This window comes from Salinigranum marinum, assembly GCF_024228675.1.
In the GTDB taxonomy this organism is placed as follows: domain Archaea; phylum Halobacteriota; class Halobacteria; order Halobacteriales; family Haloferacaceae; genus Salinigranum; species Salinigranum marinum.
The window spans coordinates 665,668-690,998 of record NZ_CP100461.1 but is presented as its reverse complement, the minus strand read 5'-3'; the positions used below and the strand labels follow the sequence as shown (position 1 = coordinate 690,998).

Genomic DNA, 25,331 nt, shown 5'->3' with positions numbered 1-25,331 from the left:
GATTTGCGGTCTCACTGGCTCTCGTTCCTCTTCTCACGGGAACGCCGATGGACCGGCGCGACGCCACGCGCCACCGCCGACGATCCGACTCACCGTCGGCTCGTGGACGACGAAGTCGTGGGGTCTCGGTACGCCGACGGAAGCGGCGTCCGTCAGTAGCCGCGCGTGATGAGGTAGTCGGCGATGTCCGCGAGCAGGCTCCGCGGCTCGTTGTCGGGGAGCACCTCCAGCCGGGACTTCGACTTCGCGACGAGGTCCTGGGCGTTCTCCCGTGCGTAGTCGATGCTGCCGGACTCCTCCAAGGTCGACACGGCCGCATCGACCTCCTCCTCGGACAGCTCCTCCGGGCTATCGGCGTCGACGAGCGCGTCGACGTCGACCCCCTGCTGGCGGGCGTGGAGCGTGATGAGGGTCTCTTTGTCCTCGACGAGATCCGACCCCCGCTGCTTGCCGAGGTGGTCGGAGGGAACGGTGAGGTCGAGCACGTCGTCCTGGATCTGGAAGGCGCTGCCGGCCTCGATGGCGTACTGGTGAAGCGCGTCGACGACCTCGTCGTCGGCGTCCAGGAGGATCGGCGGGATGGCCGCGGCGGCCCCGTACAGGACGGCGGTTTTCGACTCGACCATCGACAGATACTCCTCGGGGCGGACCTCCGTGCGGCCCTCGAAGTCGACGTCGAGCGCCTGGCCCTCGCAGATGTGGGTGCAGGTCGTCGCCAGCTTCCGGGTCGCACGGAGGCCGTTCTCGGGTCGCGCACCCGTGTGCGTGAGTATCTCGAACGCCTTGGAGTAGAGCGTGTCTCCGGCCAGGATGGCCGTGTCGATGTCGTACTCCTTGTGGACCGCGGGAACGCCACGCCGGAGGTCGTCGTCGTCCATGATGTCGTCGTGGATGAGGGTGAACGACTGGATGACCTCGATGCTCATCGCCGCCGCGAGGACGTCGATATGCCCCGCAGAGAGCGTCGGAAAGTCGGTGTACGGCTCCGACATCGGGTCGACGTCGAGCAGTGCTTCGGCGACGAGCAGCGAGACGGTCGGGCGGAGTCGCTTGCCGCCGGCGAGCAGCAGGTAACGCGACGCCTCGTAGAGGCGCTCGGGCTCCGCCATCGGGAGGTAATCGTCGATGGCGTCGTTGACGACGCGGCGACGCTCCTCGACAGCGGCGAGCACCCGCTCCTCGGTGGCGTTCGCGTCGGGTTCCATCAGTCCACCAGCTGGATCATGTTGCCGTTCCGGGTGATGTGGAGGTCGCGCCCGAGGGCGTATCCCTGACTCTCGGCGAGGTCGACGTACGGCGAGAAGCCCTTGAGGTTCTGGTGAGCCGGAACGACGTGCTGGGGCTGCAGCGCCTGCAGCATGGTGTAGTGGCCCTCCTCGCGAAGGTGACCGGAGACGTGGATATCGTCGTAGATGCGCGCGCCCTGCATTTTCAGGAGCTTCTCGGACTGGTAGCGCTGCCCCTCGTTCGTGGGCTCGGGGATGACCCGCGCCGAGAAGAGCACCTTGTCGCCGTCGTCGAGCTCGAACGGCGTCTCGCCGCGGCCCATCCGGGTGAGCATCGCACGGGGCTCGCCCTGGTGGCCGGTCACGATCGGGAGGTAGTTCTCCTTGCCCTCGTTCATGATGCGCTTGAACGTTCTGTCCACGGACTTGCGGTGACCGTACATCCCGACGTCGTCGGGGAAGTCGACGAAGCCGAGCCGTTCGGCGGTGCCGGAGTACTTCTCCATCGACCGGCCCAAGAGGACGGGCTGGCGGCCGATGTCCTTCGCGAACTCGACGAGGGAGGTGACACGGGCGATGTGCGAACTGAACGTCGTGGCGACGATGCCACCGTCGTAATCCTCGATGGAGGTCATCACGTCGCGGAGGTGACGACGGGCGACGGCCTCGGAGGGGGTCCGGCCCTTGCGACCCGCGTTGGTGCAGTCCTCGATGTAGCAGAGGACGCCCTCGCCCTCGCGGCCGATCTCGCGGAAGCGCTTCATGTCGATGGGGTCGCCGATGACCGGCGTGTGGTCCATCCGCTTGTCGAGCCCGTAGACGATGGCACCCTCGGGCGTGTGGATGACGGGGTTGATGGCGTCGATGATGGAGTGGGTGACGTTGACGAACTCCAGTTCGACGCGGTCGCCGATCGACATCGTCTCGCCCGCCGACATCTTCACCAGGTCGTTGTTGACGTTGAACTTGTTCTCGCCCTCGATCTGCTGGCGGACGAGTTCGATGGTGAACGGCGTCGCGACGATCGGCGCGTTGTAGCGGTGGGCGAGTTTGGAGATCGCGCCGATGTGGTCGAGGTGACCGTGAGTGGGGACGATCGCCTTGACGTCGCCTTCGAGGTCGCTCATGACCCGATCGTCGGGGATCGCGCCCATGTCGATCAGGTCGAGGCTGTGCATCTGTTCGGTTTCGACGTTGTCGTGGATGAGAACCTGCGAGAGGTTCAGACCCATGTCGAAGACGACGACGTCGTCGCCGGCTCGGACTGCTGTCATCTGGCGGCCGACTTCCTCGTAGCCGCCGATTGTTGCGATTTCTATTTCCATGGTAGCACTGAAACGCGGGAGTCGTCTCGCGTATGTGAAATCCTGCGGATGTGGCGGAAGCCACGGGCCCCGGCGTCTTACAGCCTGTCGGTCGGTGGTTCCCGCAGTACGGGTGAGGACGACCCCACCCGCACTTACCCGCGGGAGTGTGGTACTGTGCGCTACACGCCGGGGTACTAAAAGCCCACGGGTTGCGTCGCGCGGGCGCCCCCCGAGAGCGGCGCGCGGTTTCCCGGCCGCCCGCCGTGGTCGACAGACGGTACGTTTATTAGGGCGACGGAGGGTGTTGAGGCATGAGCGGACGACCGCTGGACGTACTCGAAGCGTCGCTCGACGCGCTCGTCACGGTCCATCTCAAGGACGGGACGATCTATCACGGCGTGCTCGCCGGGTACGACCAACACATGAACCTGGTACTCGAAAGCGACGGCACCGCCGACGTCCACGGTGATCTCGACGCCACGGCAGTCCAAGACACAACGATTATACGCGGCGACAACGTCGTGACGATAACAACATGACTGGCGCAGGAACGCCGAGCCAAGGAAAAAAGAACAAGACGACACACGTGAAGTGCCGCCGCTGTGGCGAAAAATCCTACCACGTGAAGAAGAAGGCGTGTGCCTCCTGCGGCTTCGGCAAGTCCGCCAAGCGCCGCGACTACGCCTGGCAGTCGAAAGCCGGCGACAACTGACGCCGCCCGCGAGACGCACTGGTTATCCGTTCGACGACGTCCGACCGCGAGCGACCGGACCGTCGGTCCTGACGTCCACCGCCGACCGTTCACCTCCCACCCCGCAGAGATATACACGAACGAGTATATTTCTCCCCATTCCGATGGGAGGATCGGCACAACCACGGGTCTTTTTACCCCGTCGAACGCATCCTCCTCGTATGGCACACGGGCGGGACCCACTCCCGGACGGGCCGACAGAGAAGTGTGGCGTCGTCGGACTCTCGCTGGCCGACAGAGCCGCCGCGCGTCCGCTGTACTACTCGCTGTACGCCCTCCAGCACCGCGGGCAGGAGTCGGCGGGCATCGTCACCCACGACGGCTTCCAACAGCACAGCCACGTCGACATGGGACTCGTCGGCGACGCCTTCTCGGAGTCGGATCTCGCGGGGCTGAACGGCACCACGGGGATCGGCCACGTCCGCTACCCCACCGCGGGGAGCGTCGACAAGTCCTGCGCACAGCCGTTTACCGTCTCGTTCAAGTCGGGGTCGCTCGCCCTGTCGCACAACGGCAACCTCGTCAACGCCGGCGAGATCCGCGACGGCTTGGCAGAGAGGGGTCACGCCTTCACCTCCGACGGCGACACCGAGGTCATCGCCCACGACCTCGCCCGAAACCTCCTCGAGGCCGACCTCGTGCGCGCGGTGAAGCGAACGATGGACCGGATCCACGGCTCGTACTCGCTCACGATCATGCACGACGACACGGTCTTGGGGGTCAGAGACCCCGAGGGGAACCGGCCGCTCTGTATCGGCGAACTCGAAGACGGCTACGTCCTCGCCAGCGAGAGCGCGGCGATCGACACCCTGGGTGGCGACCTCGTCCGTGACGTCCGGCCCGGCGAACTCGTCGTCCTCGAACGCGACGGGTCGGGCTTCGACTCGTACCAGCTGGTCACACGGGAGAACACCGCCCGCTGTTTCTTCGAGCACGTCTACTTCGCCCGTCCCGACTCGCGCATCGACGGCACGCTCGTCTACCAGGCCCGGCGCGCCCTGGGGAGAAAGCTCTGGGACGAAAGCGGCGTCGACTCGGACGTCGTGATGCCCGTCCCCGACTCCGGGCGGGCGTTCGCCTCCGGCTACGCCGAGGCCGCGGCGGACGACGGCGCCGATGTCGAATTCGCCGAGGGGCTGATGAAGAACCGCTACGTCGGGCGGACGTTCATCATGCCCACGCAGGACGAACGCGAGCGCGCCGTCCGCCTGAAACTGAACCCCATCCGGAGCACCATCGAGGGACGCTCGGTCACGATCATCGACGACAGCATCGTCCGCGGCACGACCTCGCGCCAACTGGTGAGCCTCCTCCGCGACGCCGGTGCCGAGGAGGTCCACGTCCGGATCGGTGCGCCGCCAATCGTCGCCCCCTGTTACATGGGGATCGACATGGCCACCCGCGAGGAACTCATCGCCGCCCATCAGTCGGTCGAGGAGATCCGCGACGAGATCGGCGCGGACTCGCTGTCGTACCTCTCGATCGACGCCGTCGCCGAGGCCCTCTCGTCGTCCCGGGCGGATCTGTGTCTCGGCTGTGTCACCGGCGAGTACCCGTACGACATCGACGGCGAGGAGACCGATCGGGACGTCGAACGTCCCGGCGTCACCGACACCGCACCGGCCGACGACTGACAACCCCGTGCTTTGGGTCCCCCCGTGGAGGGACCCGACAGACCGTTCTCCGGGGGCTGCGCGTGCGGTCCGGACCGCCCCGCCCGCGTGTTCCGGAGTGATGACTACTGAACGACATTTATTTGCGGGAGGGGGACGAACCAGTCTACGGGGGTATATTAGATAATGACTAGCAATGGCGGGGGAGAACAGGATCCGCTCGGACCGAACGACCTCGCACGACGGACAGTACTGAAGGCGACCGGGGGAGCCGCGGCGCTGTCGGTCGGGACGGGGTCGGTCGCGGGTGCGGTCGACGGCGAGTCGGCGGTCGAACAGGTCGGGACCGCCGGGGTGAAGAACGTCGTCGATCCGGTGTTCGGCTTCGCCGCGATGGGCCCGAACCCCTGTGCCGGCACCGACGGGACCGACTGTCTCGGGGCGTTCCCGGAGCCGATCAGGCCGGCGGCGAGGGTCGACATGCACATCGAGATTCCGGAGGTGTTGTTCGCCGTCGCGGAGGCGGGCGGCCTCTCGAACGAGACCACGGCCGCGATCAACGAAGCGGTCGCCGACGGATCGCTAACGGGGGACGACCTGCCCGACGGCGGCACGCAGATCGACGGGGAACAGCTGTCTGTCACCGCCGTCGCCGAGGCGCTCGTCGACACCGCCGGCTTCCACTTCGACCCGGCCGGACTGCGCGTCCAGCCCGGCGACGTCGTGCTGTTCAACGCGGAGTCACCGGACCACGGCGTCGCGGCCTTCCACCAGCGACACGGTCGGCAGAACCGGGTTCCCGCCGGTGTGGGGCCGCTCTCTGCACCGCTGGTGCCGGTGGGGGGCTTCTGGCTTGCGCAGTTCGACACCGAGGGCGTGTACGACCTCTACTGTCCGCCCCACGGCGTCTTCGGAATGGTGATGCGGGTGGTCGTCTGGGACGGCGACGGGTCGGTGCCCCAACTCGACATCGGGCCCCCGGGTCGGCCCCCGGAGGAGGAGAACGCGCTCCCCTCGATCGTCGCCGGGCTCAACCCGAACGTCCCGAGTTCGGCGGCAGCGCTGGAGAGCCAGGCGCTCACTCCGGAGAACGTCGTCGATCAGGGGACGGTCGGCTGGCAGGAGGTCGTCACGGAGTACCGCACGACGTAACGGCGCACGCGGGAGCAAAAGACGGTTCAGTGCAGGCGCGGTTCGACCTCCGAGGAGAGGTACTGGATGCAGGTGTCGACGTCGTCCATCGAGGCGTCGTTGCCGCGCTCGATCGAGACGACGACGCCCGACCGCTCGGCGTACGAGTGCGGCCAGGCGACGACCCACGCCTCTTCGAACACGCGAACGATGGCTTCGAGCGCTCCGGAGTCGTGTCGGTCCTCCGAGCCGGGAAGCCGAAGCTGCCAGCCGACGATGTCGTCGACGACCGCCTGATCGTCCAGCGAGGAGTACCGCCACCGGACGTCGTCGCGCATCTTCGTCTCGAACGCCCGGCCGTCGTGCCACGTCACCACCCGAAGATCCGACCCCACCACGTCCGAGAGGGCCGCCCAGGGCTCTTCGACCAGCTCACGGCTCATACACGGTCCAAGGGAAGCGTCGACAAAAGCCGTTCGTCTCCGTCGGCAGACCCACGGACGGCTCAGTAGACGACGTACAGGAACGCGTACACGACGTTCCCGAGGACGAACGAGACAAGCCACAGCGCGGCGGCGACCCGACCGACCCGCGCGTGACGCGTCCCGGTGAGCTCCGCGACGGGGTGGGTGAGCGCGAGGAGGGCGACGTAGTACAGGAGCGGGAGACAGACGATCGCGAGGAGGATGTGGATCGCCAGGGTCGGGAGGTAGACGAACCGATAGACTGCGTCGGGGCCGGGGAACGGTGCCGGCCCCTGGATGCTCACCTTGTAGAGGTACAGCGCGAGGAAGCCGACGAACAGGACGAGCGACGCGAGCATGAACGCGCGGTGTCGTCGCCAGTCCCCCCGGCGGATGGCCCGGACGCCGAGGAGGATCGTGCCGATGGCGACCGTGCTGATGACGGCGTTGACGTGGGGGATCAGACCGAGGACGGCATCGGACGCCTGAGGGAGGACGGTTCGCGGGACCGCACCGAGCGCTGCGCCGAAGACCAAGAGCAGAGAGACGACGGTGAGCACGGCGGTCAGACCGGGGATGTGATCGCGTGCGCGGGCACGAAGTTCCATGTCTCCGGGGAGGCAGTTGGCGAACAAAACCGTTCGGACTTCCCCCGCGCCCTGGGACCGTCCGACACCGTACGCGCCATGCGATAGCAGATCGCGTGCGAGCGAGTCAGTGTGGATGACTCGCGTGCTTGCCCCGAAAGGAAAGTCATTTAATCGGGGGCGGGATACGAGATGATGCACACGCAACTGCGAGCGTGGGTAGCCAAGCCAGGCCAACGGCGCAGCGTTGAGGGCGCTGTCCCATAGGGGTCCGCCGGTTCAAATCCGGTCCCACGCATCGCAAGCGCGGTCGCCAAGACCGCGGCACCGAGGCGACGCGGTCGCCGAGGTAGACGATGCAGGTGTCGTCCCTCTGCGGACAACACCCACGCACAATCTCTCCGAACGCTACACGACGAGCGGCGGCTCGTTAGTGTGTTCGCTCGTGCGTCGAGGCCGGACCGGGAGCCGGGGACGAAAGAGCGCTCCCGGACAGATCACGCGGATACGGCGGTGTGTCCGCGAATTTAAACGGTTGGAACGAATACGGAGGATATGGCTAAATACTCGACAGGCTCGGGTGGCGGCGGGGACTCCGGCGACGCCTGCGAGCTCTGTGGGAAGGAGACCGGTGACCTGCGACGAGCGAACGTCGCGGGTGCCGACCTCCTCGTCTGCGGTTCCTGCGCGCCTCACGGCGACCAGCGCGGCGGCGGTCGCTCCGGCGACACCGGAAGCGACGACGGCTCCGCGTTCGAGGGCAACCGCAAGAAGCGCGCCGCCCAGCGCACGGCGAAGCTGTACGACAAGCAGAAGGGCGACTCCAAGCGGTGGGAGCGCGAGGGAACGAACTACGAGAAGGACCGACTCCCGTACCTCGTCTCCGGCTACGGCGAACTGGTCGAGGAGGCGCGGCAGGCCGAGGGATTCCAACTCGCCGAGTTGGCGGCCGAACTCGACGTCGACGAGAGCGACCTGCTGGCCGTCGAACAGGGGCGCGCGTCGCGGGCCGGGGTCGGCGGCTCAGTCGTTCGGGCGCTGGAACAGCGCCTCGACGTCCGACTGGTCGACGAGTAGCTCGGCGCCGGATCCCGCACCGGCGGGGACCGAACGGTACCGCTCCTCTCGGCGTCGTCAGCGCGGTCCGCACACCGCGTCGCCCCGGTTACGCACACAGTGTCGAGTGACGTGGGCGGAAGCTTTTTTCTCCCGAAGTGCGCCACGCCGGACGTGCACTCCCGAGCCCCTGCAGAACCCGAGGTCCGGACGTTCGAAGCCGAGGTAACGGCGGTCGAAGGGTCGACCGTCGAACTGGATCGAAGCTGGTTCTACCCGGAGGGCGGCGGCCAGCCGGCCGACCGCGGCACCGTCGCGGGCCACCCGGTCGTCGACGTGCAGAAACGCGACGGCGCGGTCGAACACACGCTGTCACCCGCCGGCGACGACGCGCTCGACCTCGCGCCGGGCGAGACGGTCGCGTGCGTCGTCGACGACGCCTTTCGGACGTACTGCATGCGCGCGCACACCGCGAGCCACGTGCTCTACGGGGCCGGTCGTCGCCTGCTCGACGACCTCGGCTACGGCGGCTTCGGGATCACCGACGAGAAGGTCCGCGTCGATTTCGCCACGTCGACCGACATCGACGACGCGACGCTCGTCGAACTGGAACGGCTGGTGAACCGGACGGTGTGGGACTCTCGTCCCGTGTCGTGGGAGCAACTATCCACCGAGGAGGCTCACTCCCGCGAGGACGTCGCGTTCAACACGAAGACCGAAGAGGGCGTGATGGCCGGATCGGACACGGTTCGGATCGTGACCGTCGACGGCTGGGACGTCGCCGCCTGTGGCGGGACCCACGTCTCCAACACGGAAGAGATCGGCCCCGTCGAAGTGCTCGATCGGTCGAATCCAGGGGAGGGGCTCACCCGCGTCGAGTTCGCCGTCGGCGAGCCGGGGATCGGCCGCCGCGCGACGGTTCACCGGGCGGCGCTCGACGCCGCGAGCGAACTCGGTGTCGCCGTCACCGATCTCCCGGAGACCGTGGTCTCGCTCCGTGACGAGAACGAGCGGCTGTCGGCGCAGCTCTCGGAGCTCCGTGGCGAGGTGCTCGACGGCCGCGTTCGGTCGTTCGAGAGAGTCGATCACGACGGCGCGACCTGGCGGATCGGGACGGTTTCGGGGTTCGATGCGAACGAGGCGGGTGAGGCCGCCAAACGGGTCGCGGGCGACGGGAACGACGTCGTCGCGACGGTCGGCGACGGGGAGCGTCCGTTCGTCGTGGTCGCGTCGTCGGGGGCGGTCCACGCCGGCGACGTGGTCGACGCGGTGACGGAGGCGTTCGGCGGCGGCGGAGGCGGTGGCCCGCCGTTCGCGCAGGGCGGCGGTCTCGACGCCAACCCCGAGGAGGTCGTCACGTTCCTCCGCGGATACGACCGTTCGGCCTGAGCGGGCGGTCGTGACGACGGGCTACTCGTCTTCCCCGCCCTCCGTCCACTCCTCGTCGACTCCACCCTCTGTCCACTCGTCGTCGGTCCCGCCCTCCGTCCACTCGTCTTGCCCACGTCGCCGCCGGAGGAGGACGAGCGCGAGCACGACGCCGAGCGCCGCGAGCACGGCGAACGGGGCGAGCGACCGCAGGCCGAAGCCCCCGTCCCCGGCGGGTGCCGCCGTATCGACACCGGTCGTCACGACATCGGCGTCCGTCTCCGCGGCCCCCGTCGACCCTTCGCCGACGCCGCGGACGGTCACCGCCGTCGAGGTCGCCTCGCCGCGGCGCGCACGGAGTTCGTGGTCGCCGGCCTCCTCGATCCGGACGGCTGCCTCGCCGCCAGAGTCGGTCTGTCCCACGCGTTCGCCGTCGAGGAGGAGCGCGACACCCCCGGCGGGTTCGCCGTAGGCGTTCGTCACCTCCACGGCGACGACCTCGCCGACCACGACCCGCTCGTTCAGTGTGGTGAGCGACAGCGACGGCTCACGGCTGAGCGAGAACGACGCCGATCCCTCGCTCTCGTTGACGGTGATCGTCTCGGTCACGGTCCCGTAGCCCGCCTTCGAGACCCGGACGCGGACGTCGCTGTTCACCGGGACGAGCGTGCCGACGGCTCCGCGTTCGTCCGTGGTGCGGTTCCCGACGCCCTCGATCGAGACGGTCGCGTTCGCGACCGGTTGGGCGGGGTCGAAGTGGGGATCCTCGACGGCGATGTCGTAGTCGACCCGGCCGCTCTCGATGTTGACGGTCTGTTCGGGCGAGCCGGCGACGACGATGTCCGTCGTCGTCCGGTAGTAGCCCGGACGCACGACGGAGAGCGTGTACCGGCCCTGCGCGACGGTCCCGCTCTGGAACCGCCCACTCGAATCCGTCCGCCCGGTCGCGACCGCGAGGTCGTCCTGCCGGAGCACGACGCGGGCGTCCCCGACGGGACCCTCGGCGTCGCGGACGACGACGTCGAGCTCCGCCTTCCGGGCGACCTCGATGGTGTGTTCCCGCTCGGTTGCGACGCGGATGCGGTAGGGCTCGTTCCGTGTGTAGTCGGAGTCGCCGATCGTGATCTCGACGGTCGCCGCCTCCGGGACGTCGAGGAACGCGCGGCCGTTCGACGCGGTCGTGGCGGTCGTCTGTCCGCCGTCCCAGCGGGCGACGAGCTCCGCGCCGCCGACCCGCTGGTTCGAGGAGGGGACCACCAGTTCGACCGTCAGCGTGACCAGCTCCGACTCGGACTGAGACTGTGCTCCGACCGGTCCCGACGCGCCGGCGAGCGACGCGACGACGACCAACGTGACAGTCAGTAGGGTACGCCACTGCATGGATACGTGACAGTCAGACATCCACGATTATAGTCGTGCGCGTTCCGTAAGTCACGTTGACGTGTGACGATATCTTGTGGTTCCGGTCGTGTCGCCGACGTCCGACAGGACGGGCGCAGGTTTTTCTTCGCCCGGTTGCGTGGGAGCCACATGGCACTGGCAACGACGGGCACACTCTCCGAGGAACAGCGGGCGATCCGCGACCTCGTCCGCGAGTTCGCCGTCGAGGAGATCCGGCCGACGGCGCGGGAGTCGGACGCGACCGAGACGTTCCCCGAGGCGGTGTGGGACGGGCTCGCGGACCTCGATCTGACGGGGCTCACGACGCCGGAGCGGTACGGCGGCTTCGACGTCGACCGCCTCACCTACAGCGTCGTCAACGAGGAGGTCGCCTACGGGCAACTCGCGGTGGCGACGGCGCTATCGGTCCACTGTCTGGCGACGTCGTGCATCGCCGAGTTCGGTGGCGAGCGCCTGAAGGAGCGGTACCTCCCCGACATGGCCGCGGGCCGTCCGGTCGGGATGTTCGCGCTCTCGGAGCCGGGTGCGGGATCGAACCCCGCCGAGATGACGACGGTCGCGAGGAGGGAGGGAGATGAGTACGTCATCACGGGCGAGAAGCAGTGGATCACGAACGGCGAGCGCGGCGAGGTGTGTATCGTCTTCGCCAGGACGGATCCCGACGACCCCGGCTCGGTGACGCAGTTTCTCGTCCCGAAGTCGGCGGGCATCGAGGTCGGGCCGAAAGAGCACAAACTGGGGCTCCGGGCCTCGGACACGACGGCCCTGACGTTCGACGAGGTCAAGATACCGGCCGAGAACCGCCTGACACCGGAGGGGAAGGGCCTATCTGCGGCGTTTCACATCCTCACCGGGGGTCGGATCGGGATCGCGGCGCAGGCGGTCGGGCTCTCGCAGGCCGCCCTCGACGAGGCGGTCGCCTACGCCAACCAGCGCGAGCAGTTCGACGGCCCGATCGCCGACATCCAGGCCGTCCGGCACAAACTCGCCGACATGGCCACGCGGGTCCACGCCTCGCGGCTGCTCGTCTACGAGGCGGCCCGCCAGGCCGACGCCGGCGCGGACCCCCGGATCGCGGCGTCGATGGCGAAGTACTTCGCCAGCGAGGCGGCCGTCGACGTCTGTAACGAGGCGGTCCAGGTCCACGGCGGGTACGGCTACACCACCGACTTCCCCGTCGAACGGTTCTATCGCGACGCGAAGATCCTCACCATCTACGAGGGGACCTCCGAGATACAGAAGGAGATCATCGCCCGCGGCGTCGTCGACTGACGGGTGGATGGGGCGGAGGGCACGGCCGAACCCGGCGAACGAAGCGCTCTTGCTCCCGTCGCCCCTGCGACGAGGTAGTGACCGACTCCGATCTCACGGCCGAAGCCCGGACGCTCGACTCGTTCGACGCGGTCGTCTACGATCTCGACGGGACGCTCGTCCGTCTCGTCGTCGACTGGGACGCCGTCGCCCGCGACGCCGCCGCGCGTTTCGAGACACACGGCGTCGACGCCGCCGGGTACGACCTCTGGGCGATGCTCGACCTCGCGGACGAGCGTGGACTCCGGGCCGAGATCGAGGCCGTCATCGCCGACCACGAACGGACTGGCGCGCGGGACTCCCACCGACTCCCGCTGGCTGACCGACTCCTCGACCACGACACCCCCGTCGGCGTCTGCTCGCTCAACTGCGAGGCGAGCGTCCGGATCGCCCTCGAAACGCACGACCTCCGGGACGGCGTCGACGCCGTCGTGGGGCGCGACACGGTCGCGACGCGCAAGCCGGATCCCGAACCGCTCTTGGCGACGCTCCGGTCGGTCGACATCGCCCCCAACCGTGCGGTGTTCGTCGGCGACTCGCCACGGGACCGGACGACCGCCGAACGCGCCGGCGTGGCGTACCGGTCGGTCGACTCGTTCTGACTCGCTGCGCACGCCGACGGGGACGCTCGCCCCGGAGACGGGGACGGCCGACCACCGGGTCGATACTCTTCGCGATTTGTCGGGTCGGGTTCGAGTACGTCCGCCAGTGGCGATACAACCGAACCGACGTCCCTGTGGACTCTCGGTCGTCGATCGTACCGCCACGAGCAGACGGACGTCTCGATCCGCTTCCCCACCATTTATACAACTGTGTTTGTGTTACTACAATCAATGTTGACTTTCAACCTCGTTCCAGGGAGTGACCCTCCCAGTGATCGCCAACCGATCGCGGGCCGGTCGCGACGGCGGGCGCACCGATGACCCGGGGAAGCGCCGTCAGCGGCGTCGTCCTCGTCGTGGCGCTCGTCACCGTCGCCGCCGCACCGGGACTCGGTGCCGCGGCGGGGATCGGCGAGTCGTCGATCACCCCATCGACTGTCGAGACCGGCGTCCCGACGACGCTGTCGATCGAGGTACCGGTCACGGGCGTGAACACCGGCGACGGGACCACCGACGGACGCGTCACCGTCGAACTGCCCGACGCGGTCGATCTGTCGGGGGCGAGCGTCACGAGCAGCGTCGCGACGCCGAACGCGACCGACGTCTCCGGGGCCGTCGACGCCGACGCTGGGACCGTCTCGGTCACCTGGGACGACGACGCCGGCAGCACGGAGGAGACGCTGACGGTCCGCCTCGCGGTCGACGGCGTCGCCGTCGACCGAACCGGGACGTTCGACGTCTCCGCTCGGGTCGACGCCGACGCGGACGGGACGGCGGACGTGACGACCGCAGTCGGCGAGATCACCGCGGCCGCTCCCGGCAGCGACCGGAGCGTCACCGGCACGGAGGGGACGCTCTACCTCGGCGAACGAGGCGTCGACGTGACGGGGCTCGACGGCGCGAACGCGGCGGGCGAGAGCCAGCAGTTCTACGGCGTCGGTGGCGACGCCGACGGCGTCGTCGCGGCGACCGATACGACGCTCTCGGTCGACGTCACCGCGGCGAACCGGTTCGTACCGGGATCGTACGCGCTCTCGTCGGCGGCTGACGACCCCGTCGTCTTCGTCCGGCGGCCGCGCGTGACCGACCTCTCGCTGTACGCAGGTGCGTCGACGTCCGCGCCCGACGTGACGAACCGGTCCGTCCCACAGGGGACCGACACGCTGACCGTCGAAGCCGGGTTCACCTTCGACGACGCGGAGAACGTGACGGTCTCCGTCGACGACTCAGACGGACTCGACGTCACCGAGCAACTCACGGCGTCGCCGACGATCACGGCGTCCGGTGGGACGGTCGCACTGGACGTGCGCGATCTGCCCGTCGGCCGGTACGAGGTGACGGCCGAGGGGGCCGACGACCTCGACAACGCCTCGCGGACCGTCCCGTTCCGGATCCGCGACCCCGAGAAGGCCGTCACGCTCTCCAAGACGCGGGTCGTCAGGGGGGAGAACACGATCGTCGCGGTGGCCGGCGCGCCCGGCGACGTGCGCTACCTCCGGCTCTCGGGGACGGCGCTTCGGGCCGGAGAACTGCTCAACACGGCCACCGCCCGCGAGGTGTTCGACCGAACGGGCCAGGTCCAGTCCGTCGGGGTCGACACCGACGCGAACGTCCTCTACGCCGTGGTGGCGCTCGACGACGACGGGATCTCCGAAGTCCGGCTTCGAACGGATCGACTCGTCAGCGACTCGGTCGACGTGGAGAGCGCGCCGGAGATCGACGCCCCTGTCGAGGACGACGTCACGCTCACCGTCGAGGAACGGGCCGTCACGGTCGCGTCGCCCCCGCCCACGGCGGTCGGCGACGACGTCACAGTCACTGGAACGGCACCGGAGAGCGAGCGGGTGAAACTGTACGCGGCGGTCGACGGGGCGTACGTCCCGCTGTACGACGATGCCGACGCGGAGACGCTCGCAGAACCCGAGGTCGCGGGCGACGGAACGTGGGAGACGGACGTCGACACGTCGGCGGTCGTCGACCTGCCGGAGACGTACCGCGTCGTCGCCGTCGGGGACCCCGATCCGGCGCGACTCGGGGGGACCGAGCCGATCGACTCCGAGACGCTCCGGGAACTCGATCCGCGGGAGTCGGCCACGCTCACGACCGTCGAGGGCGCGCTCTCGCTCGTCGCGTCACGAACCACCCTCGCGGCGACCGGCACGGACGAGTTCACGCTCTCGGGAGCGGCCGTTGCCGGGCGTGACGACCCGCGGCTGTACCACGTCGGTCCGCGCGGGACGGTCGACGCCCGCACCGTCGACGCCTCCGCGGACGGCTTCGAGGAGACGATCGACGGGATCGAGACGCGAGGGGTTCACACGTTCGTCGTCGTCGACCAGGGCCGCGACGGCGCGTTCGCGTACGCCGACGGCTCCGGTCCGTCGCCCGACGAACTCCTCTCGGGCCGCGAGACCCGGTCGGCCGCCGTCGCAACACTCCTCGATGCGTACACACAGCCCGGCTCCGACGATCCGATCGCCCGGGTCAACGTCACGGGCGTCGATCCGTCGGTGTCGGTGTCGACGCCGACCGACGGCGACCCGCTCCCAGCCGCGGCCGTGCCGGTCTCGGGCCAGTCGACCGCCGAGGACGGCACGACGGTGTTCGTCGAACTGATCGGCGGCGACGGGACGGCCGCGCGCACCGCCGAAGCCCCGGTGACGAACGGGACCTGGAACGCGACGCTCGACCTCTCGGGGGTCCAAACGGGGTCGTACCGCCTCGCCGCCGACGACGGGGCGGCCAGGGACTCGGCCGCGGTGACCGTCGCCGAGGACGTGACACCGGGGTCGAACTCGGCGGCGGGCGGGTCGACACCGGCCGAGGTCTCGACGACGGGGGAGGCGACGTCGACTCCTGCCGGCGCGACGTCGACTCCCGCCGGCGCGGCGACGACGACGGAGAGCGAGGCGCGGACCGGGCCGACGACGACCACGGCCGCGACCGCCTCGTCGACGTCGTCGACGAGGTTCCCCGGACTCGGGGTGGGTTCTGGTATCGGTGCGGTCGTGATCGTCGTTACCGCACTCGCCGTCCGATCGTGGCGCCCGCGTCGCCGGCGCTGAACGCGCCGTCGGGAGTAGCGACCCCGGAGAGGGCTGTTATCCCGGCGTTCACTGTTCGCTGCCCTGCGCCGGCTGGTCGGGCTGGAGCGCCTGCCCGGTGGCGGTCACGTTGCCCGCGTCGGTCGCGACGGTCACCTCGTACTGGCCCGCCGGCCCGAGGAGCCAGGCGCGACCGTTGACCGTCCGGCCGGCGGGTTCCCCGTCGAGAGAGATCGCGCCGTCGACGGCGTCTCCCGTCGTCGCGTCCGTCGTTCGAACCTGGATCGGGCCTCCGACGAAGCTCTGGTTCACCCGGAGCGTCGTTCCGTTCTCTTCGACCGTGACGGGCCGACCGTTCGGCATCCGGCTGACCGACTTGTACTGGATCTCGCGGAAGACGTCCTGGGTGCTCCCGTCGACGTAGCTCGTCAACTGCCCGTGCGTGTGATCAACGCTGATGCGGTAGAAGCCGTTCTCGAAGTTGGTGTACGTCCGAACGGAGGAGGTGTCGCTCGTCCAAGCCCAGGGGTACAGCGTGCCGATTCGATCGATGACCTCTCCCTCCGACGCGAACTGGTCCGACGCCCCGTCGTCGAGGTTCGCCGGGTCGGTGGCCTCCCTGATGTAGGTGTCGCCACGGAGCATCGAGAGCGCGACGGCCTCGCCGGAGACGGTGACGTGGACTCGCGTCGGGGCTTCGTCCCCGCGGAACACCTGCCCCGCGTGCGCCCGGACGGGGCCGTAGAGCGTCGCCAGTTCGACCTGCAGCGACTGGAGTTCGTCCGCCGTCGCCGAGACGAACTGGACCTGTGACGTCTCGTCTTGGAGGAGCGAGACGAGTTCGTCGGCCCGTCGGGCCTCCGTGTCGACCGTCGCGAGGACGCGGAGGAGTTCCTCCGCGGAGATCTCGCCGCGCTCGTACCGCGCCAGGGCCCGCTCTTCGGCCCGCTGGAGGTCGGCGACCTCCTCGGCGAGTCGTTCCGTCTCCTGTCTGAGCACCTGCCGCCGCCGGTCGACGGTCGAGGCGTCCCGGAGGCGGTTCTGCACGACGCGCTCTCGCAGGTCGATGCCGACGACCCCCCGCGCCGCCCCGACGACGGGCGCGATGTCGACGACCGACTCGGCGTAGCCCGTCGTCGTCTCGCCGGTGAGAAGCAGGACGCTCGTGGTGTTCTCCTCCGAGAGGGGCTGGACCTGTGCGGGTTGTGTGGCGGTGCCCGGCGCGTCGGAAGCAGCGCTCCCGACCAGCGGCGTCGACGCCGGGAGGAGGGCGACGACCACCAGGAGGGCACAGAGTAGTCGCAGGGACCGAATCATACTCTTCGTACGACACTGTTGCGGCGTAAAACTAGTGGTTCGTGGGCTGACACCGGTGTGGGTCGACGGCCGTCGACACGGGCGGGCGGGGCCGTCGGCCGTCCGGTCGCGACGAGGCTGAGGTGCACGGCTCGACGACGCCCCGGCACTCCCTGGCCACCCGGGCGAGCTGATCGCGGTGTCTCGCCAGGGAATCAGGCGCGAAACTCGGCCCACAAAGGTCTTACCTGTCGGTCGACAGGGAACCCCATGTATCGTTCTCGTGCCCTCGTGATGGCCGTCTGCGTCGCGGTTCTCACGGGCCTCCTGGCACCCGCGGTGGCGTCGCCGGTCGGAGCGAACGACACCGCTGCGACCGGCTTCGGCGCGGGCACCTACGAACAACAGGCGGGTGACGTCGCTCGATTCGGCCTCTCCGTGCCGAACGGTTCGACGACGACCCTCACGGTCACCGGGCCGGCGTACCACGCCCAGGTCGACGCCGTCGACGTCGACGGTGACGGTCACGTCGTCGTCCGTCTCAACACGTTCCTCGCCGGCTGGCGAGCCACGGAACGGCCCGCGTACGAGGCTGCCGGTGACGACCGGATCGCCGGCGTCTCCCGGGAGTCGCCGCGGCGACCCGCCCCGCTCGCCGCCGGACCGTACGCCCTCCGGCTGAGCGGCCCGGTCGACGACACCGCCGAGTTGGAACTCACGGCAGCCAGCTTCGACGCCGCAGTCCCGTACGCGGTCCCCGCGGACGCCCGTCCCGGGGGGCCAGCGGACCTCCGTGCGCTCACCGCCCCGAACCGGACGGTCGCCGACGGTGACTGGGCGGTCGTGACGTTCCACGCGAGCGGCCTCGGCGGCGTCGCACGCCCCGACGCTCCCCCGGCGGCGAACCTCGTCTACGCGACCGAGAGCGCGCCCGGGGCGGCATCGACGCACGTCGTCCGGCACGACGTCGCGGTGAACGGGTCGCCGTCGACGGTGACACTCGACTACGGCGCCGGCGACGGCGGGATGCCGGGCGGCTTGGCCCGGGTCTCGGAGGCCGCGCTCGCCGTCGGCTACGACACCGACGGCGACGGACGGATCGACGTGGACGTCACGCCGGCGATCAGACACGTCACGGTCCCCCGGTCGGGCACCCTCTCGATCGCGCTCGCGGACGCGCCACCGGCCGCCGCGGGCGACGTGCTCGTCGTCGAGCTCCCGGTGACGAACCCCAAGGCGGAGCGCGCCGACGACGTGGCGGTCTCGGTCGACGGCCGCCGGACGGTCGGCACGGTCGAGTACGGTCTCGCCGGGAGCGGCGCGCTCGGCAACGGGCTCGACCTCCGTCTCGCACCAGTCGGTGGTGATGGCTCGGTCGGAACGGCCGAGACGGTCTCGCCGGCGATCCACGAGGTCGTCCTCGACGAGCGACGCGACACCCTCTCGGTCGTCTTCGACACACGCGCGCTCGAACGAGGCACCCACGCGGCGACGCTGTCGCTGACGCCGGCGAACCCCACCGTGAGCACCCCCCGGAGCCTCACGACGACGTTCACCGTCGTCGACCGTCAGGTCTCGTTCGTCCGACCGGCTCCGTCGTTCGTCGTCGACGGCGACCCCGTCCCCGTGGCGGTCGAGACCACGCTCGCCCCCGGCTCGGAGCTCACCCTCCACGTCACCTCGCAGTCGAACCGGAGCGTGCTTCAGGTGTACGTGCTGACGGTCGACGCGAACCGCACGGCCTCCGTCGACGTCACGCTCGACCCCCGACTCGCGGACGACGAGGTCCGGTTCGTCGTCCGTGACGACGGCGTGGTCGTCGCCGGACCGCGCGTCGGCGGGCCCGCGTAGGCACCCGGCCCCACCCTCGATTAACTCAATTCCGTATAACAGTAGTATTATAACACATGCGGGCATACGTGCTGGTGATGCCCGAAATCACCGTCTCAGACAGTCTCTACAGACAGCTCGTCGACGCGTCCGGTGGAGAAGAGCTCGACCAGACGATGTGGCGGATGGTCCACAAGTACCAGCGCGGTAACAGCCCAGGCGAGTAAGTCACCCTCATTCTGCTCTCGACCACTCGGTTCGACAGCCGGCCGCATCGGCCGTCCGCGACGACGACACCGAGCGGGTCGTCGGTCGATACCGAACGATTCGTCGGTCGAGATCCGTGCCGGGCAGGCGCTCGAGCGGCCCGCCCGTCCCCGCCTGCGCCGGAATTCGTCGCCCCAGGCGGACACGACTCACCGCGCAGCGTGACGGAGCGCCGACGCGCGCGTATATCTTCGCTGGCGTCGTAGACCCGCCGTGGAAGAGAAGGACCACAAGCGCCTCGGATCCGTCTCGGGTCTCCCGGAGGAGTTGGGGATCGACGCGGACCTGGGTCGCGCCCAGCAGCGTCTCGTCGTCCGACACGACACGCGGCGGTACGGCAAGCCGGTGACGGTCGTCGACGGCTTCGACCTCGACGTGACGGCGCTCAAACCCGTCGCCTCCGAGCTGAAGCGCCGACTCGCCGTCGGTGGGAGCGTCGCGGACGGGCGAATCGAACTCCAGGGCCGACACGACGGGCGGCTCCGCCAGGCGCTCGACGATCTCGGCTTCGTCGTCGCCGACTGAGTACTACTGTCTCGGGGGTCGCCCGTCCGTGGACCGGCGAGCGGGTGGAAGCCTACCGCCGTTATCCAGCCGCGTGCGGGCGGCGGCCGGCCTCACCGAAGGAACGCCGTGACCCCGAGGCTCTCGGCGACGAGCCACGCGATGAACACGCCGTACAGGCCGAGGAGGACGTACGACTCGCGCGTCGTGAGCATCATCTCCGTCCGGAGGATGGCGAAGAAGGCGATGGAGCCGAAGGTGAGAAACGTCATCATCGGGACGACGGTTCCGAGGTCGACGGTCACCGCCCCGGCGGCGAGCACCCCGGCGGGGAGCGCGACCAAGAGCGCGAAGATGTTCGAGCCGAAGACGTTCGCGAGGCTCACGGAGGAGTTGCCGACCCGGGCGGCCGCGACCGAGACGAACGTGTCCGGGATGCTCGTCCCCGCCGCGACGACGGTCAACCCCCAGAGGAACGTCGAGGTGCCGAAGACCTCGCCGAAGCCGACGGCGGCGCGGACGAGCAGTTCCGCGCCGACCAGGATGACCACGAGCGACCCCGCGAGGATGGCCCACTGCTTGCCCACGGCGACCTGCTGTCGGGTCGCCGTCCGGCGGTGGTCGACGCTGTCGTGGTACTGGATGAAGACGTACAACCCATAGAGCGACAGCGGGACGAACGCGAGCAGCCACGTCATCGTTCCGTCGAGGGCGGCGGTCTCGGGGAGGGGATTGTACAGCACCGAAAGCGTAAACGCGAGGAGCACCACGGCGAGCGCGAGCAGGTAGAACTGCGCCTCCTTGTAGACGAGATCGCGGTTCGACGCCAGCCGTCCCTCGCTGGCGAGCGCCGACACCGCCGGGATGACGAGGATGTTGTACACCGCCGAGCCGATCACGGCACCGACGCCGAGTTCGAACGCACCGTACTGGACGGTGGCGATGACCGTGCTCGACAGCTCCGGAAACGACGATCCGACCGCCGCGATGACCGCTCCCTGGACGACCGGCGGGAGCCCGTAGTGGCCGCCGAGTCGCTCGGACGACCGGACGAGGTAGTCGCCGCCCTTCCAGGCGAGCACTCCCCCCGCGACCGCGAAGAAGGTGAGCAAGAGGAGGGTCGAAGCGCTCGGCACGGTCCCTTCGAGGGGAGGGGATGGGAAAAAACCGCCCCGTTCGTCGGCAGGGTGGCGGCTGTCGGAGTGGCTCAAAGCGGCGTCGGAGCTACCCGAAGTTCTTTCTCACGAGCCGCCGGCCAGCCGGGTATGCGATACGGCGTGCTTCTTGCCGTCGTCGTCCTCACGCTCGCCGGCTGTACCGGCTCCGTGACCGAGCAACCGACTTCGATCCCGAGCGCCGAGTCGTCCGTGGACGGCTCGCCGACAGACCGGGCGACGGACGCCGCGTCCGTGGCCGGAACCCCCGGCGTGTCGGACGAGGCGGCGGGCGAGCGGGCTATCGCCGCCGAGAAAGCTCGCGTCAGGAACGCCACGGCCTCCTGGTCGAACCTCACCGACCTCAGCTTCGGCATCCTCCGACCGGCCGAGTACGAGGTCCAGACGCGGAACGCCTCCGGCGTCGTCGTCCGGGTGACCGTCGGCTACAGCACGAGCTACGACTGCGGGCTCTCGGCCGACGGTGCCGCCACCGAGACGCGGTACTTCGTCACGCCCGAGCGGACACATCTCGTCGCCGTCGAGCAGGACGTCCCCGACTCGCCCGGATACTGCGAGTGACCGGTCTGCCGTCTCGTCTATGTGGTCCGACTGCTGCCCCCCACTGTGCGTGGGTCTCAGAACCGCTCCCTGAGGTACGGCTCCGGCGTCTCGCGCGGGAAGAGCGCATCGAGCCGCGCCGCCGCGTCGGCGTCGCCGTCGACGGCACCGAGCGTCGCCAGCGACGATGCGGACCGCGAACCAACCACGAGCCGCGAGAGCGCCCCGATCCCAACCGTGACCCCACCGTCGACCGACCCGCCCGCCGCAGCCCCGCCCTCTTCGATCCGGCGACAGGTCGTTTGGCCGCCGTCGGCGTCGACGACGAACGCCCCGTTGTTCCAGTCGTGGCGTGGCTCGCGGACATGAATCACGACACGTTCGTCCGCGGCCGGCGTCGGGAGTCCAGACAGCGCTGCTTCGACGTCGACCACGCGGACCATCGGCCCCGGCCGGACCGTCGTGTCGGCGCCGTCGGGGTCCGACAGCCGGTCGAGGAGGCTCGCGTCCCCGGCGGCGAGTCGAACCGTGGTGACCTGCGAGTCGTGGTTGCGGAGGAACGCGAGCAGGTGCCGGAGGGCTTCGTCGTCGGTGGCCCCCCAGTAGTCGACGACGAGACGGCGGCCCTCGTCGCCGGCGTCGCCGTCTTCGATGCGATAGGCGAGATACGACCGGAGCGTCTCCGCGTCGTCTTCCCACCCGTAGACGTAGCGCTCGTCGGTCCACGACCGGAAGATCCGGAGTCGCCACCAGTCGGCGGACCGGCGAAGGGCGAGGGGTTCGGACGCGGCGGCCTCGTGGAGCGTCGACAGCCCGTCGACGTCGTTGACGGAGAGCCGACGGGTCGTTCCCTCCTCCGAGGGCGTCGCCGCCGGTGCGTCGAGCGCCTCGGGCGGGAACTCGTGGGCGACGTCGTCGTTCGTCCGGCCGTAGCCGAACCGTCGGTAGAAGGGGTTCGAGAAGGGCCAGAGAGCGGCGAACGCGACGTCGCGCCCGCGGAGTTCGGTGTGCATCCCGGCGAGGAGCGTCCCGACGTGGCCGCGGCGGCGATGCTCCGGCGGCGACGCGACCGCGGAGATGCCACCGACTGGCCGCCACTCCCCGCGGATCCGCATCCGGAACGCCAGGAGCGCCCCGCAGACGACGAGGGCCGAGGGGTCGGCGTCGGCGACCGGCGGATGACCGTTCGTCGCGTCGGACGTTTCTGCGACGGCGTCGTCGGACCGGACGTACAGCCCCCTCGGCTCGAACTCGTCGGGTCGCTCGGGCGGGTCGTCGTCGTGGCTGGGCCCCCGCTGGGGCGCGAACGCGTACTGGAGGAGGCGGCGGTAGGCCGTCCGGTGGGCGTCGTCGTCGGGGACGGTACGGTACTCCAGGGGCATGGTTCTCGGACGAGCGCCACGCACAAAAACCGTCGCGTGCCTCGAACCGAGGGATTCAGGTTCGTCCGGTTCCGATTGCAGATATGGCAGACAGCGTCGACAGCACGGACGAGGACGGCGGCTTCTTCACCCGCGACAAGTTGCTCCTCGCCGTGATCATCGTGACCGGGATCGTCCTCCCGGGGCTGGCCCGGCGGTTCCTCGGCGAGGCCGGCTACGACGGCGTCGGCGCCGTCGTGTTCGTCCTCGGATACGCGGGGATGATCTTCCTCGTCTGGTACGGCTGGATCCGCCCGCTGGAGCTCACGGGACCGGTCGATCGCTGAGTCGCCGGCGCCGCCGATCCGCCACCGCGAATCGCGTGGGGACCGCCGCGCCGACCAGTCAGTCCTCCTGCTCCGTCGGTGAACTGGCCCGTGTCTCCCGTCCGGAGGCGCGATCCGCCGCGAGGTCGTCCTCGTCGTCGCGTCGGTCGCCGTTCCTGAGGGCGACCTGTGCGATCCCGCTGGTGTCGTCGAACACGTGGTGCTGGTGGGGGTAGGCCATCTCGACCTCGTCGCCGTCGGATTCGAGCAGCGCCCCGAGGTTCGTCAGCACACGCGAGCGGACGGTCCCGAGCTTGTACGGCTTCTTCGCCCAGTATCGGAGCGTGAGGGTGATGCCGTTGTCGGCGTACTGGTCGATGTACGCCGTCGGTCGCGCGGGGTAGCGCGCGCTGCCGATCCGGATGTCCGGACCCCCCTCGATGACTAGGTTGCACTGCCGGCCGGCCCGTTCGAGCAGGCCCCGCGCCTTGTCGATGTCCGACTCGTACGTCACCAACACGGGGAGTGAGAGGCGGGTCCGCTCGTCCTCGGCGGAGTAGTTGGTCACGTCGCGCTCGCGGATCGTGGCGTTCGGGATGACGAGGAACGTATTGTCGAGGGTGAACATCTTGGTGTACCGGAGCGTGATGTCGTCGACGAACCCTCGGGTTCCGTCGTCGAGTTCGATCATGTCGCCGATCTCGTACGGCTGATCGGCCAGGATGAACAGCCCGTTGATGACGCTCCCGATGATCGGCGCGAGGACGATCCCGATCACCGCCGAGAACACCGTCACCGAGAGGACGATGTTGCCCAGTTCGATGCCGACGACGTTGAGCCCGAACGCGCCCGCCAGGAGGATCGTGAGCACGCGGACCAGTTTGAGCATCGTCTGTGCGACGCTCTGGCGTCTGAACCGTCGCGCGATCGGTCGGCCGGCGAGACGGACGACGTACTTCGAGGCGTACGCCCCGACCACGAGGACGACCACGACCACGACGAGCCGCCAGCCGGGGAACTTGGCCCACGCCGGCAACAGATCAGCGAGCGTCTGGCTCTCGTCGATCGCGGTCTGCAGGGCCACGGCGACGGTGTCCATGCGCGAGGGTCGAGGTGTCCCGAAAAAAGGGTTGTCCTCCCGTCGTTCGCTCGCTTCGTGTGCCGCGGCAGACGGCCCGGTCTTCGCTCTGGGATCCGACACGACGCGGGGCACCGCTCCGGCCAGGGACGAACAACTAAGCGAGACGTGGTCGTACCTCGTGTACATGATCGATCCGGCACAGACGAGGCCCGACTTCAGTGTCTCACACGACGCCGAGCCGAGCGGCACGATCCTCGCGGGCTTTTCGACGTTCGGTCTCGCCGGTCTCACGGCGGTCGACTTCCTCATCGACCACCTCGACCTCGAACAGCACGGACACGTGACCGTCGAGGGGCTCCCGGCGATCACGCCCTTCACCGACGGACGGCCCCGCCACCCCACCCGGCTCTACTCGCGAGCGGACCTCGACGTCACCGTCCTCGTCGGCGAACTGTTCGTCCCCGTCTCCGTCGGGCGCGCCTTCGCCGACGCCGTCCTCGACTGGACCGAAGGCGGCGGCGTCGAGGAGGTCGCCGTCCTCGCCGGTGTTCCCGTCCCGCACGGACCCGACGCCCATCGGACGTTCCACATCGCGACCGAGGACTACTACGAACGCCGCCTCGCGGGCGGCGAGATCCCGCCGATGGGGAGCGGCTTCCTCGACGGGGTCAACGCGGCGCTGATGGCGCGGGGACTTGGCTCCCCGCTCGGCGTCTGCGTGTACGTCACGCCGGTTCACGCGCAAGCGCCCGACGTCGACGCGGCGATCCGGCTCGTCGAGGCCGTCGAAACCGTCTACAGTCTCGGGATCGACCCGGCCCCGCTCGCCGGGTTCGCCGAGCGGGTCCGGCGGTACTACGCCGACCTCGCCGCGCGGATGGAGACCCAGGAGACCGACACGCCCGAGGACCGGATGTACATGTGAGCGGCGGAACCCAGCTAGCGTCGCACCGTTCGATCCACCTGCCGCCCTGAGGGCGGGCACGCCGAAGACGCCGGAACCGACGGCGTCGTGTCAACTCACAAAATACGAAAACGGGTTCTCGTAACACTGTGCTACTCGATATATAATAAATGTTTTATCCGAGAG

Annotated in this window: 24 protein-coding genes and 1 tRNA gene; 16 read left to right on the top strand and 9 right to left on the bottom strand. The window is 69.2% G+C overall.

The genetic code is table 11. From position 1 onward, the window contains the following. Positions 1-152 precede the first annotated feature (152 nt). Both idsA3 and NKJ07_RS03275 read right to left on the bottom strand, forming a co-directional pair. The gene (idsA3, locus tag NKJ07_RS03280) at positions 153-1,205 is read right to left on the bottom strand and encodes a geranylfarnesyl diphosphate synthase (RefSeq protein WP_318569166.1); all 1,053 of its coding nucleotides are present in this window, start codon (positions 1,203-1,205) and stop codon (positions 153-155) included. Beyond that, positions 1,205-2,551 (bottom strand): RNase J family beta-CASP ribonuclease, encoded by a 1,347-nt coding sequence (locus NKJ07_RS03275; RefSeq protein ID WP_318569165.1) that lies wholly within the window; start codon positions 2,549-2,551, stop codon positions 1,205-1,207. The genes idsA3 and NKJ07_RS03275 overlap by 1 nt, the downstream gene beginning before the upstream one ends. 293 nt (positions 2,552-2,844) lie before the next feature. On the opposite strand from NKJ07_RS03275, the gene NKJ07_RS03270 reads away from it, so the two are divergent. The 4 genes from NKJ07_RS03270 to NKJ07_RS03255 all read left to right on the top strand — a co-directional run bounded on the left by NKJ07_RS03270 (position 2,845) and on the right by NKJ07_RS03255 (position 6,049). Beyond that, complete coding sequence (locus NKJ07_RS03270; protein ID WP_318569164.1) at positions 2,845-3,072, top strand: LSM domain-containing protein; 228 nt, start codon at positions 2,845-2,847, stop codon at positions 3,070-3,072. After that, positions 3,069-3,245 carry a 50S ribosomal protein L37e gene (locus NKJ07_RS03265; protein WP_152041963.1) on the top strand — a complete coding sequence of 59 codons (177 nt, stop codon included), beginning with the start codon at positions 3,069-3,071 and terminating at the stop codon, positions 3,243-3,245. The genes NKJ07_RS03270 and NKJ07_RS03265 overlap by 4 nt, the downstream gene beginning before the upstream one ends. A gap of 200 nt (positions 3,246-3,445) precedes the next feature. Beyond that, entirely contained in the window at positions 3,446-4,918 is a 1,473-nt protein-coding gene (gene purF, locus NKJ07_RS03260; RefSeq protein WP_318569163.1) for an amidophosphoribosyltransferase, read from the top strand. 165 nt (positions 4,919-5,083) lie between these two features. Further along, complete coding sequence (locus NKJ07_RS03255) at positions 5,084-6,049, top strand: cupredoxin domain-containing protein (RefSeq protein WP_318569162.1); 966 nt, start codon at positions 5,084-5,086, stop codon at positions 6,047-6,049. Positions 6,050-6,075: 26 nt separating this feature from the next. Here the strand turns inward: NKJ07_RS03255 and NKJ07_RS03250 are convergent, their stop codons facing one another. Together NKJ07_RS03250 and NKJ07_RS03245 are read right to left on the bottom strand one after the other, a co-directional pair. Beyond that, positions 6,076-6,471: a DUF7522 family protein gene (locus NKJ07_RS03250; RefSeq protein WP_318569161.1), complete on the bottom strand. Its 396-nt coding sequence runs from the start codon at positions 6,469-6,471 to the stop codon at positions 6,076-6,078. A gap of 62 nt (positions 6,472-6,533) precedes the next feature. Further along, positions 6,534-7,100 (bottom strand): DUF420 domain-containing protein, encoded by a 567-nt coding sequence (locus NKJ07_RS03245; protein ID WP_318569160.1) that lies wholly within the window; start codon positions 7,098-7,100, stop codon positions 6,534-6,536. Positions 7,101-7,292: 192 nt separating this feature from the next. Between NKJ07_RS03245 and NKJ07_RS03240 the strand changes: the two genes are divergently transcribed. From NKJ07_RS03240 to NKJ07_RS03230, 3 genes are all read left to right on the top strand, one after another. Further along, positions 7,293-7,377: transfer RNA gene (locus tag NKJ07_RS03240), tRNA-Leu, on the top strand. Positions 7,378-7,634: 257 nt separating this feature from the next. Next, complete coding sequence (locus NKJ07_RS03235; protein ID WP_318569159.1) at positions 7,635-8,156, top strand: multiprotein-bridging factor 1 family protein; 522 nt, start codon at positions 7,635-7,637, stop codon at positions 8,154-8,156. A gap of 153 nt (positions 8,157-8,309) precedes the next feature. Then, the gene (locus tag NKJ07_RS03230) at positions 8,310-9,524 is read left to right on the top strand and encodes an alanyl-tRNA editing protein (RefSeq protein ID WP_318569158.1); all 1,215 of its coding nucleotides are present in this window, start codon (positions 8,310-8,312) and stop codon (positions 9,522-9,524) included. A 21-nt stretch (positions 9,525-9,545) separates the two neighbouring features. On the opposite strand, the gene NKJ07_RS03225 is transcribed toward NKJ07_RS03230, so the two are convergent. Continuing rightward, positions 9,546-10,883, bottom strand: a complete 1,338-nt coding sequence (locus tag NKJ07_RS03225) for a carboxypeptidase-like regulatory domain-containing protein (RefSeq protein ID WP_318569157.1) — start codon at positions 10,881-10,883, stop codon at positions 9,546-9,548. A gap of 150 nt (positions 10,884-11,033) precedes the next feature. On the opposite strand from NKJ07_RS03225, the gene NKJ07_RS03220 reads away from it, so the two are divergent. The 3 genes from NKJ07_RS03220 to NKJ07_RS03210 all read left to right on the top strand — a co-directional run bounded on the left by NKJ07_RS03220 (position 11,034) and on the right by NKJ07_RS03210 (position 15,882). Beyond that, positions 11,034-12,176 carry an acyl-CoA dehydrogenase family protein gene (locus NKJ07_RS03220; RefSeq protein WP_318569156.1) on the top strand — a complete coding sequence of 381 codons (1,143 nt, stop codon included), beginning with the start codon at positions 11,034-11,036 and terminating at the stop codon, positions 12,174-12,176. Between the two features lie 77 nt (positions 12,177-12,253). Further along, the gene (locus NKJ07_RS03215) at positions 12,254-12,817 is read left to right on the top strand and encodes an HAD family hydrolase (RefSeq protein WP_318569155.1); all 564 of its coding nucleotides are present in this window, start codon (positions 12,254-12,256) and stop codon (positions 12,815-12,817) included. Between the two features lie 317 nt (positions 12,818-13,134). Then, on the top strand, positions 13,135-15,882 hold the full coding sequence (locus tag NKJ07_RS03210; protein WP_318569154.1) for a hypothetical protein: 2,748 nt from the start codon (positions 13,135-13,137) through the stop codon (positions 15,880-15,882). Positions 15,883-15,930: 48 nt separating this feature from the next. Here NKJ07_RS03210 and NKJ07_RS03205 read toward each other — a convergent pair whose 3' ends face one another. Beyond that, entirely contained in the window at positions 15,931-17,178 is a 1,248-nt protein-coding gene (locus NKJ07_RS03205; RefSeq protein ID WP_318569153.1) for a DUF7094 domain-containing protein, read from the bottom strand. Positions 17,179-17,427: 249 nt separating this feature from the next. On the opposite strand from NKJ07_RS03205, the gene NKJ07_RS03200 reads away from it, so the two are divergent. From NKJ07_RS03200 to NKJ07_RS03190, 3 genes are all read left to right on the top strand, one after another. Further along, entirely contained in the window at positions 17,428-19,008 is a 1,581-nt protein-coding gene (locus NKJ07_RS03200) for a DUF7827 domain-containing protein (protein WP_318569152.1), read from the top strand. Positions 19,009-19,085: 77 nt separating this feature from the next. Further along, positions 19,086-19,214 carry a hypothetical protein gene (locus tag NKJ07_RS03195; protein WP_318569151.1) on the top strand — a complete coding sequence of 43 codons (129 nt, stop codon included), beginning with the start codon at positions 19,086-19,088 and terminating at the stop codon, positions 19,212-19,214. Positions 19,215-19,467: 253 nt separating this feature from the next. Further along, the gene (locus NKJ07_RS03190) at positions 19,468-19,779 is read left to right on the top strand and encodes an SUI1 family translation initiation factor (RefSeq protein ID WP_318569150.1); all 312 of its coding nucleotides are present in this window, start codon (positions 19,468-19,470) and stop codon (positions 19,777-19,779) included. A 92-nt stretch (positions 19,780-19,871) separates the two neighbouring features. On the opposite strand, the gene NKJ07_RS03185 is transcribed toward NKJ07_RS03190, so the two are convergent. Next, positions 19,872-20,894 carry a sodium:calcium antiporter gene (locus NKJ07_RS03185; protein WP_318569149.1) on the bottom strand — a complete coding sequence of 341 codons (1,023 nt, stop codon included), beginning with the start codon at positions 20,892-20,894 and terminating at the stop codon, positions 19,872-19,874. A 129-nt stretch (positions 20,895-21,023) separates the two neighbouring features. Between NKJ07_RS03185 and NKJ07_RS03180 the strand changes: the two genes are divergently transcribed. After that, entirely contained in the window at positions 21,024-21,494 is a 471-nt protein-coding gene (locus NKJ07_RS03180; RefSeq protein ID WP_318569148.1) for a hypothetical protein, read from the top strand. A 56-nt stretch (positions 21,495-21,550) separates the two neighbouring features. Here NKJ07_RS03180 and NKJ07_RS03175 read toward each other — a convergent pair whose 3' ends face one another. After that, entirely contained in the window at positions 21,551-22,855 is a 1,305-nt protein-coding gene (locus tag NKJ07_RS03175) for a GNAT family N-acetyltransferase (protein ID WP_318569147.1), read from the bottom strand. Between the two features lie 83 nt (positions 22,856-22,938). Between NKJ07_RS03175 and NKJ07_RS03170 the strand changes: the two genes are divergently transcribed. Then, entirely contained in the window at positions 22,939-23,181 is a 243-nt protein-coding gene (locus NKJ07_RS03170) for a DUF7996 family protein (protein WP_318569146.1), read from the top strand. Positions 23,182-23,239: 58 nt separating this feature from the next. On the opposite strand, the gene NKJ07_RS03165 is transcribed toward NKJ07_RS03170, so the two are convergent. Further along, positions 23,240-24,259: a mechanosensitive ion channel family protein gene (locus tag NKJ07_RS03165; RefSeq protein ID WP_318569145.1), complete on the bottom strand. Its 1,020-nt coding sequence runs from the start codon at positions 24,257-24,259 to the stop codon at positions 23,240-23,242. A gap of 166 nt (positions 24,260-24,425) precedes the next feature. Between NKJ07_RS03165 and NKJ07_RS03160 the strand changes: the two genes are divergently transcribed. Then, the gene (locus NKJ07_RS03160; protein WP_318569144.1) at positions 24,426-25,166 is read left to right on the top strand and encodes a proteasome assembly chaperone family protein; all 741 of its coding nucleotides are present in this window, start codon (positions 24,426-24,428) and stop codon (positions 25,164-25,166) included. Positions 25,167-25,331: the final 165 nt, after the last annotated feature.

Bases quoted from the DNA above. Each gene is read 5' to 3' on its own strand.
- idsA3 (WP_318569166.1), bottom strand. From the start codon at position 1,205: ATGGAACCCGACGCGAACGCCACCGAGGAGCGGGTGCTCGCCGCTGTC.
- NKJ07_RS03275 (WP_318569165.1), bottom strand. From the start codon at position 2,551: ATGGAAATAGAAATCGCAACAATCGGCGGCTACGAGGAAGTCGGCCGC.
- NKJ07_RS03270 (WP_318569164.1), top strand. From the start codon at position 2,845: ATGAGCGGACGACCGCTGGACGTACTCGAAGCGTCGCTCGACGCGCTC.
- NKJ07_RS03265 (WP_152041963.1), top strand. From the start codon at position 3,069: ATGACTGGCGCAGGAACGCCGAGCCAAGGAAAAAAGAACAAGACGACA.
- purF (WP_318569163.1), top strand. From the start codon at position 3,446: ATGGCACACGGGCGGGACCCACTCCCGGACGGGCCGACAGAGAAGTGT.
- NKJ07_RS03255 (WP_318569162.1), top strand. From the start codon at position 5,084: ATGACTAGCAATGGCGGGGGAGAACAGGATCCGCTCGGACCGAACGAC.
- NKJ07_RS03250 (WP_318569161.1), bottom strand. From the start codon at position 6,471: ATGAGCCGTGAGCTGGTCGAAGAGCCCTGGGCGGCCCTCTCGGACGTG.
- NKJ07_RS03245 (WP_318569160.1), bottom strand. From the start codon at position 7,100: ATGGAACTTCGTGCCCGCGCACGCGATCACATCCCCGGTCTGACCGCC.
- NKJ07_RS03235 (WP_318569159.1), top strand. From the start codon at position 7,635: ATGGCTAAATACTCGACAGGCTCGGGTGGCGGCGGGGACTCCGGCGAC.
- NKJ07_RS03225 (WP_318569157.1), bottom strand. From the start codon at position 10,883: ATGCAGTGGCGTACCCTACTGACTGTCACGTTGGTCGTCGTCGCGTCG.
- NKJ07_RS03220 (WP_318569156.1), top strand. From the start codon at position 11,034: ATGGCACTGGCAACGACGGGCACACTCTCCGAGGAACAGCGGGCGATC.
- NKJ07_RS03210 (WP_318569154.1), top strand. From the start codon at position 13,135: ATGACCCGGGGAAGCGCCGTCAGCGGCGTCGTCCTCGTCGTGGCGCTC.
- NKJ07_RS03205 (WP_318569153.1), bottom strand. From the start codon at position 17,178: ATGATTCGGTCCCTGCGACTACTCTGTGCCCTCCTGGTGGTCGTCGCC.
- NKJ07_RS03200 (WP_318569152.1), top strand. From the start codon at position 17,428: ATGTATCGTTCTCGTGCCCTCGTGATGGCCGTCTGCGTCGCGGTTCTC.
- NKJ07_RS03195 (WP_318569151.1), top strand. From the start codon at position 19,086: ATGCCCGAAATCACCGTCTCAGACAGTCTCTACAGACAGCTCGTCGAC.
- NKJ07_RS03180 (WP_318569148.1), top strand. From the start codon at position 21,024: ATGCGATACGGCGTGCTTCTTGCCGTCGTCGTCCTCACGCTCGCCGGC.
- NKJ07_RS03175 (WP_318569147.1), bottom strand. From the start codon at position 22,855: ATGCCCCTGGAGTACCGTACCGTCCCCGACGACGACGCCCACCGGACG.
- NKJ07_RS03170 (WP_318569146.1), top strand. From the start codon at position 22,939: ATGGCAGACAGCGTCGACAGCACGGACGAGGACGGCGGCTTCTTCACC.
- NKJ07_RS03165 (WP_318569145.1), bottom strand. From the start codon at position 24,259: ATGGACACCGTCGCCGTGGCCCTGCAGACCGCGATCGACGAGAGCCAG.
- NKJ07_RS03160 (WP_318569144.1), top strand. From the start codon at position 24,426: ATGATCGATCCGGCACAGACGAGGCCCGACTTCAGTGTCTCACACGAC.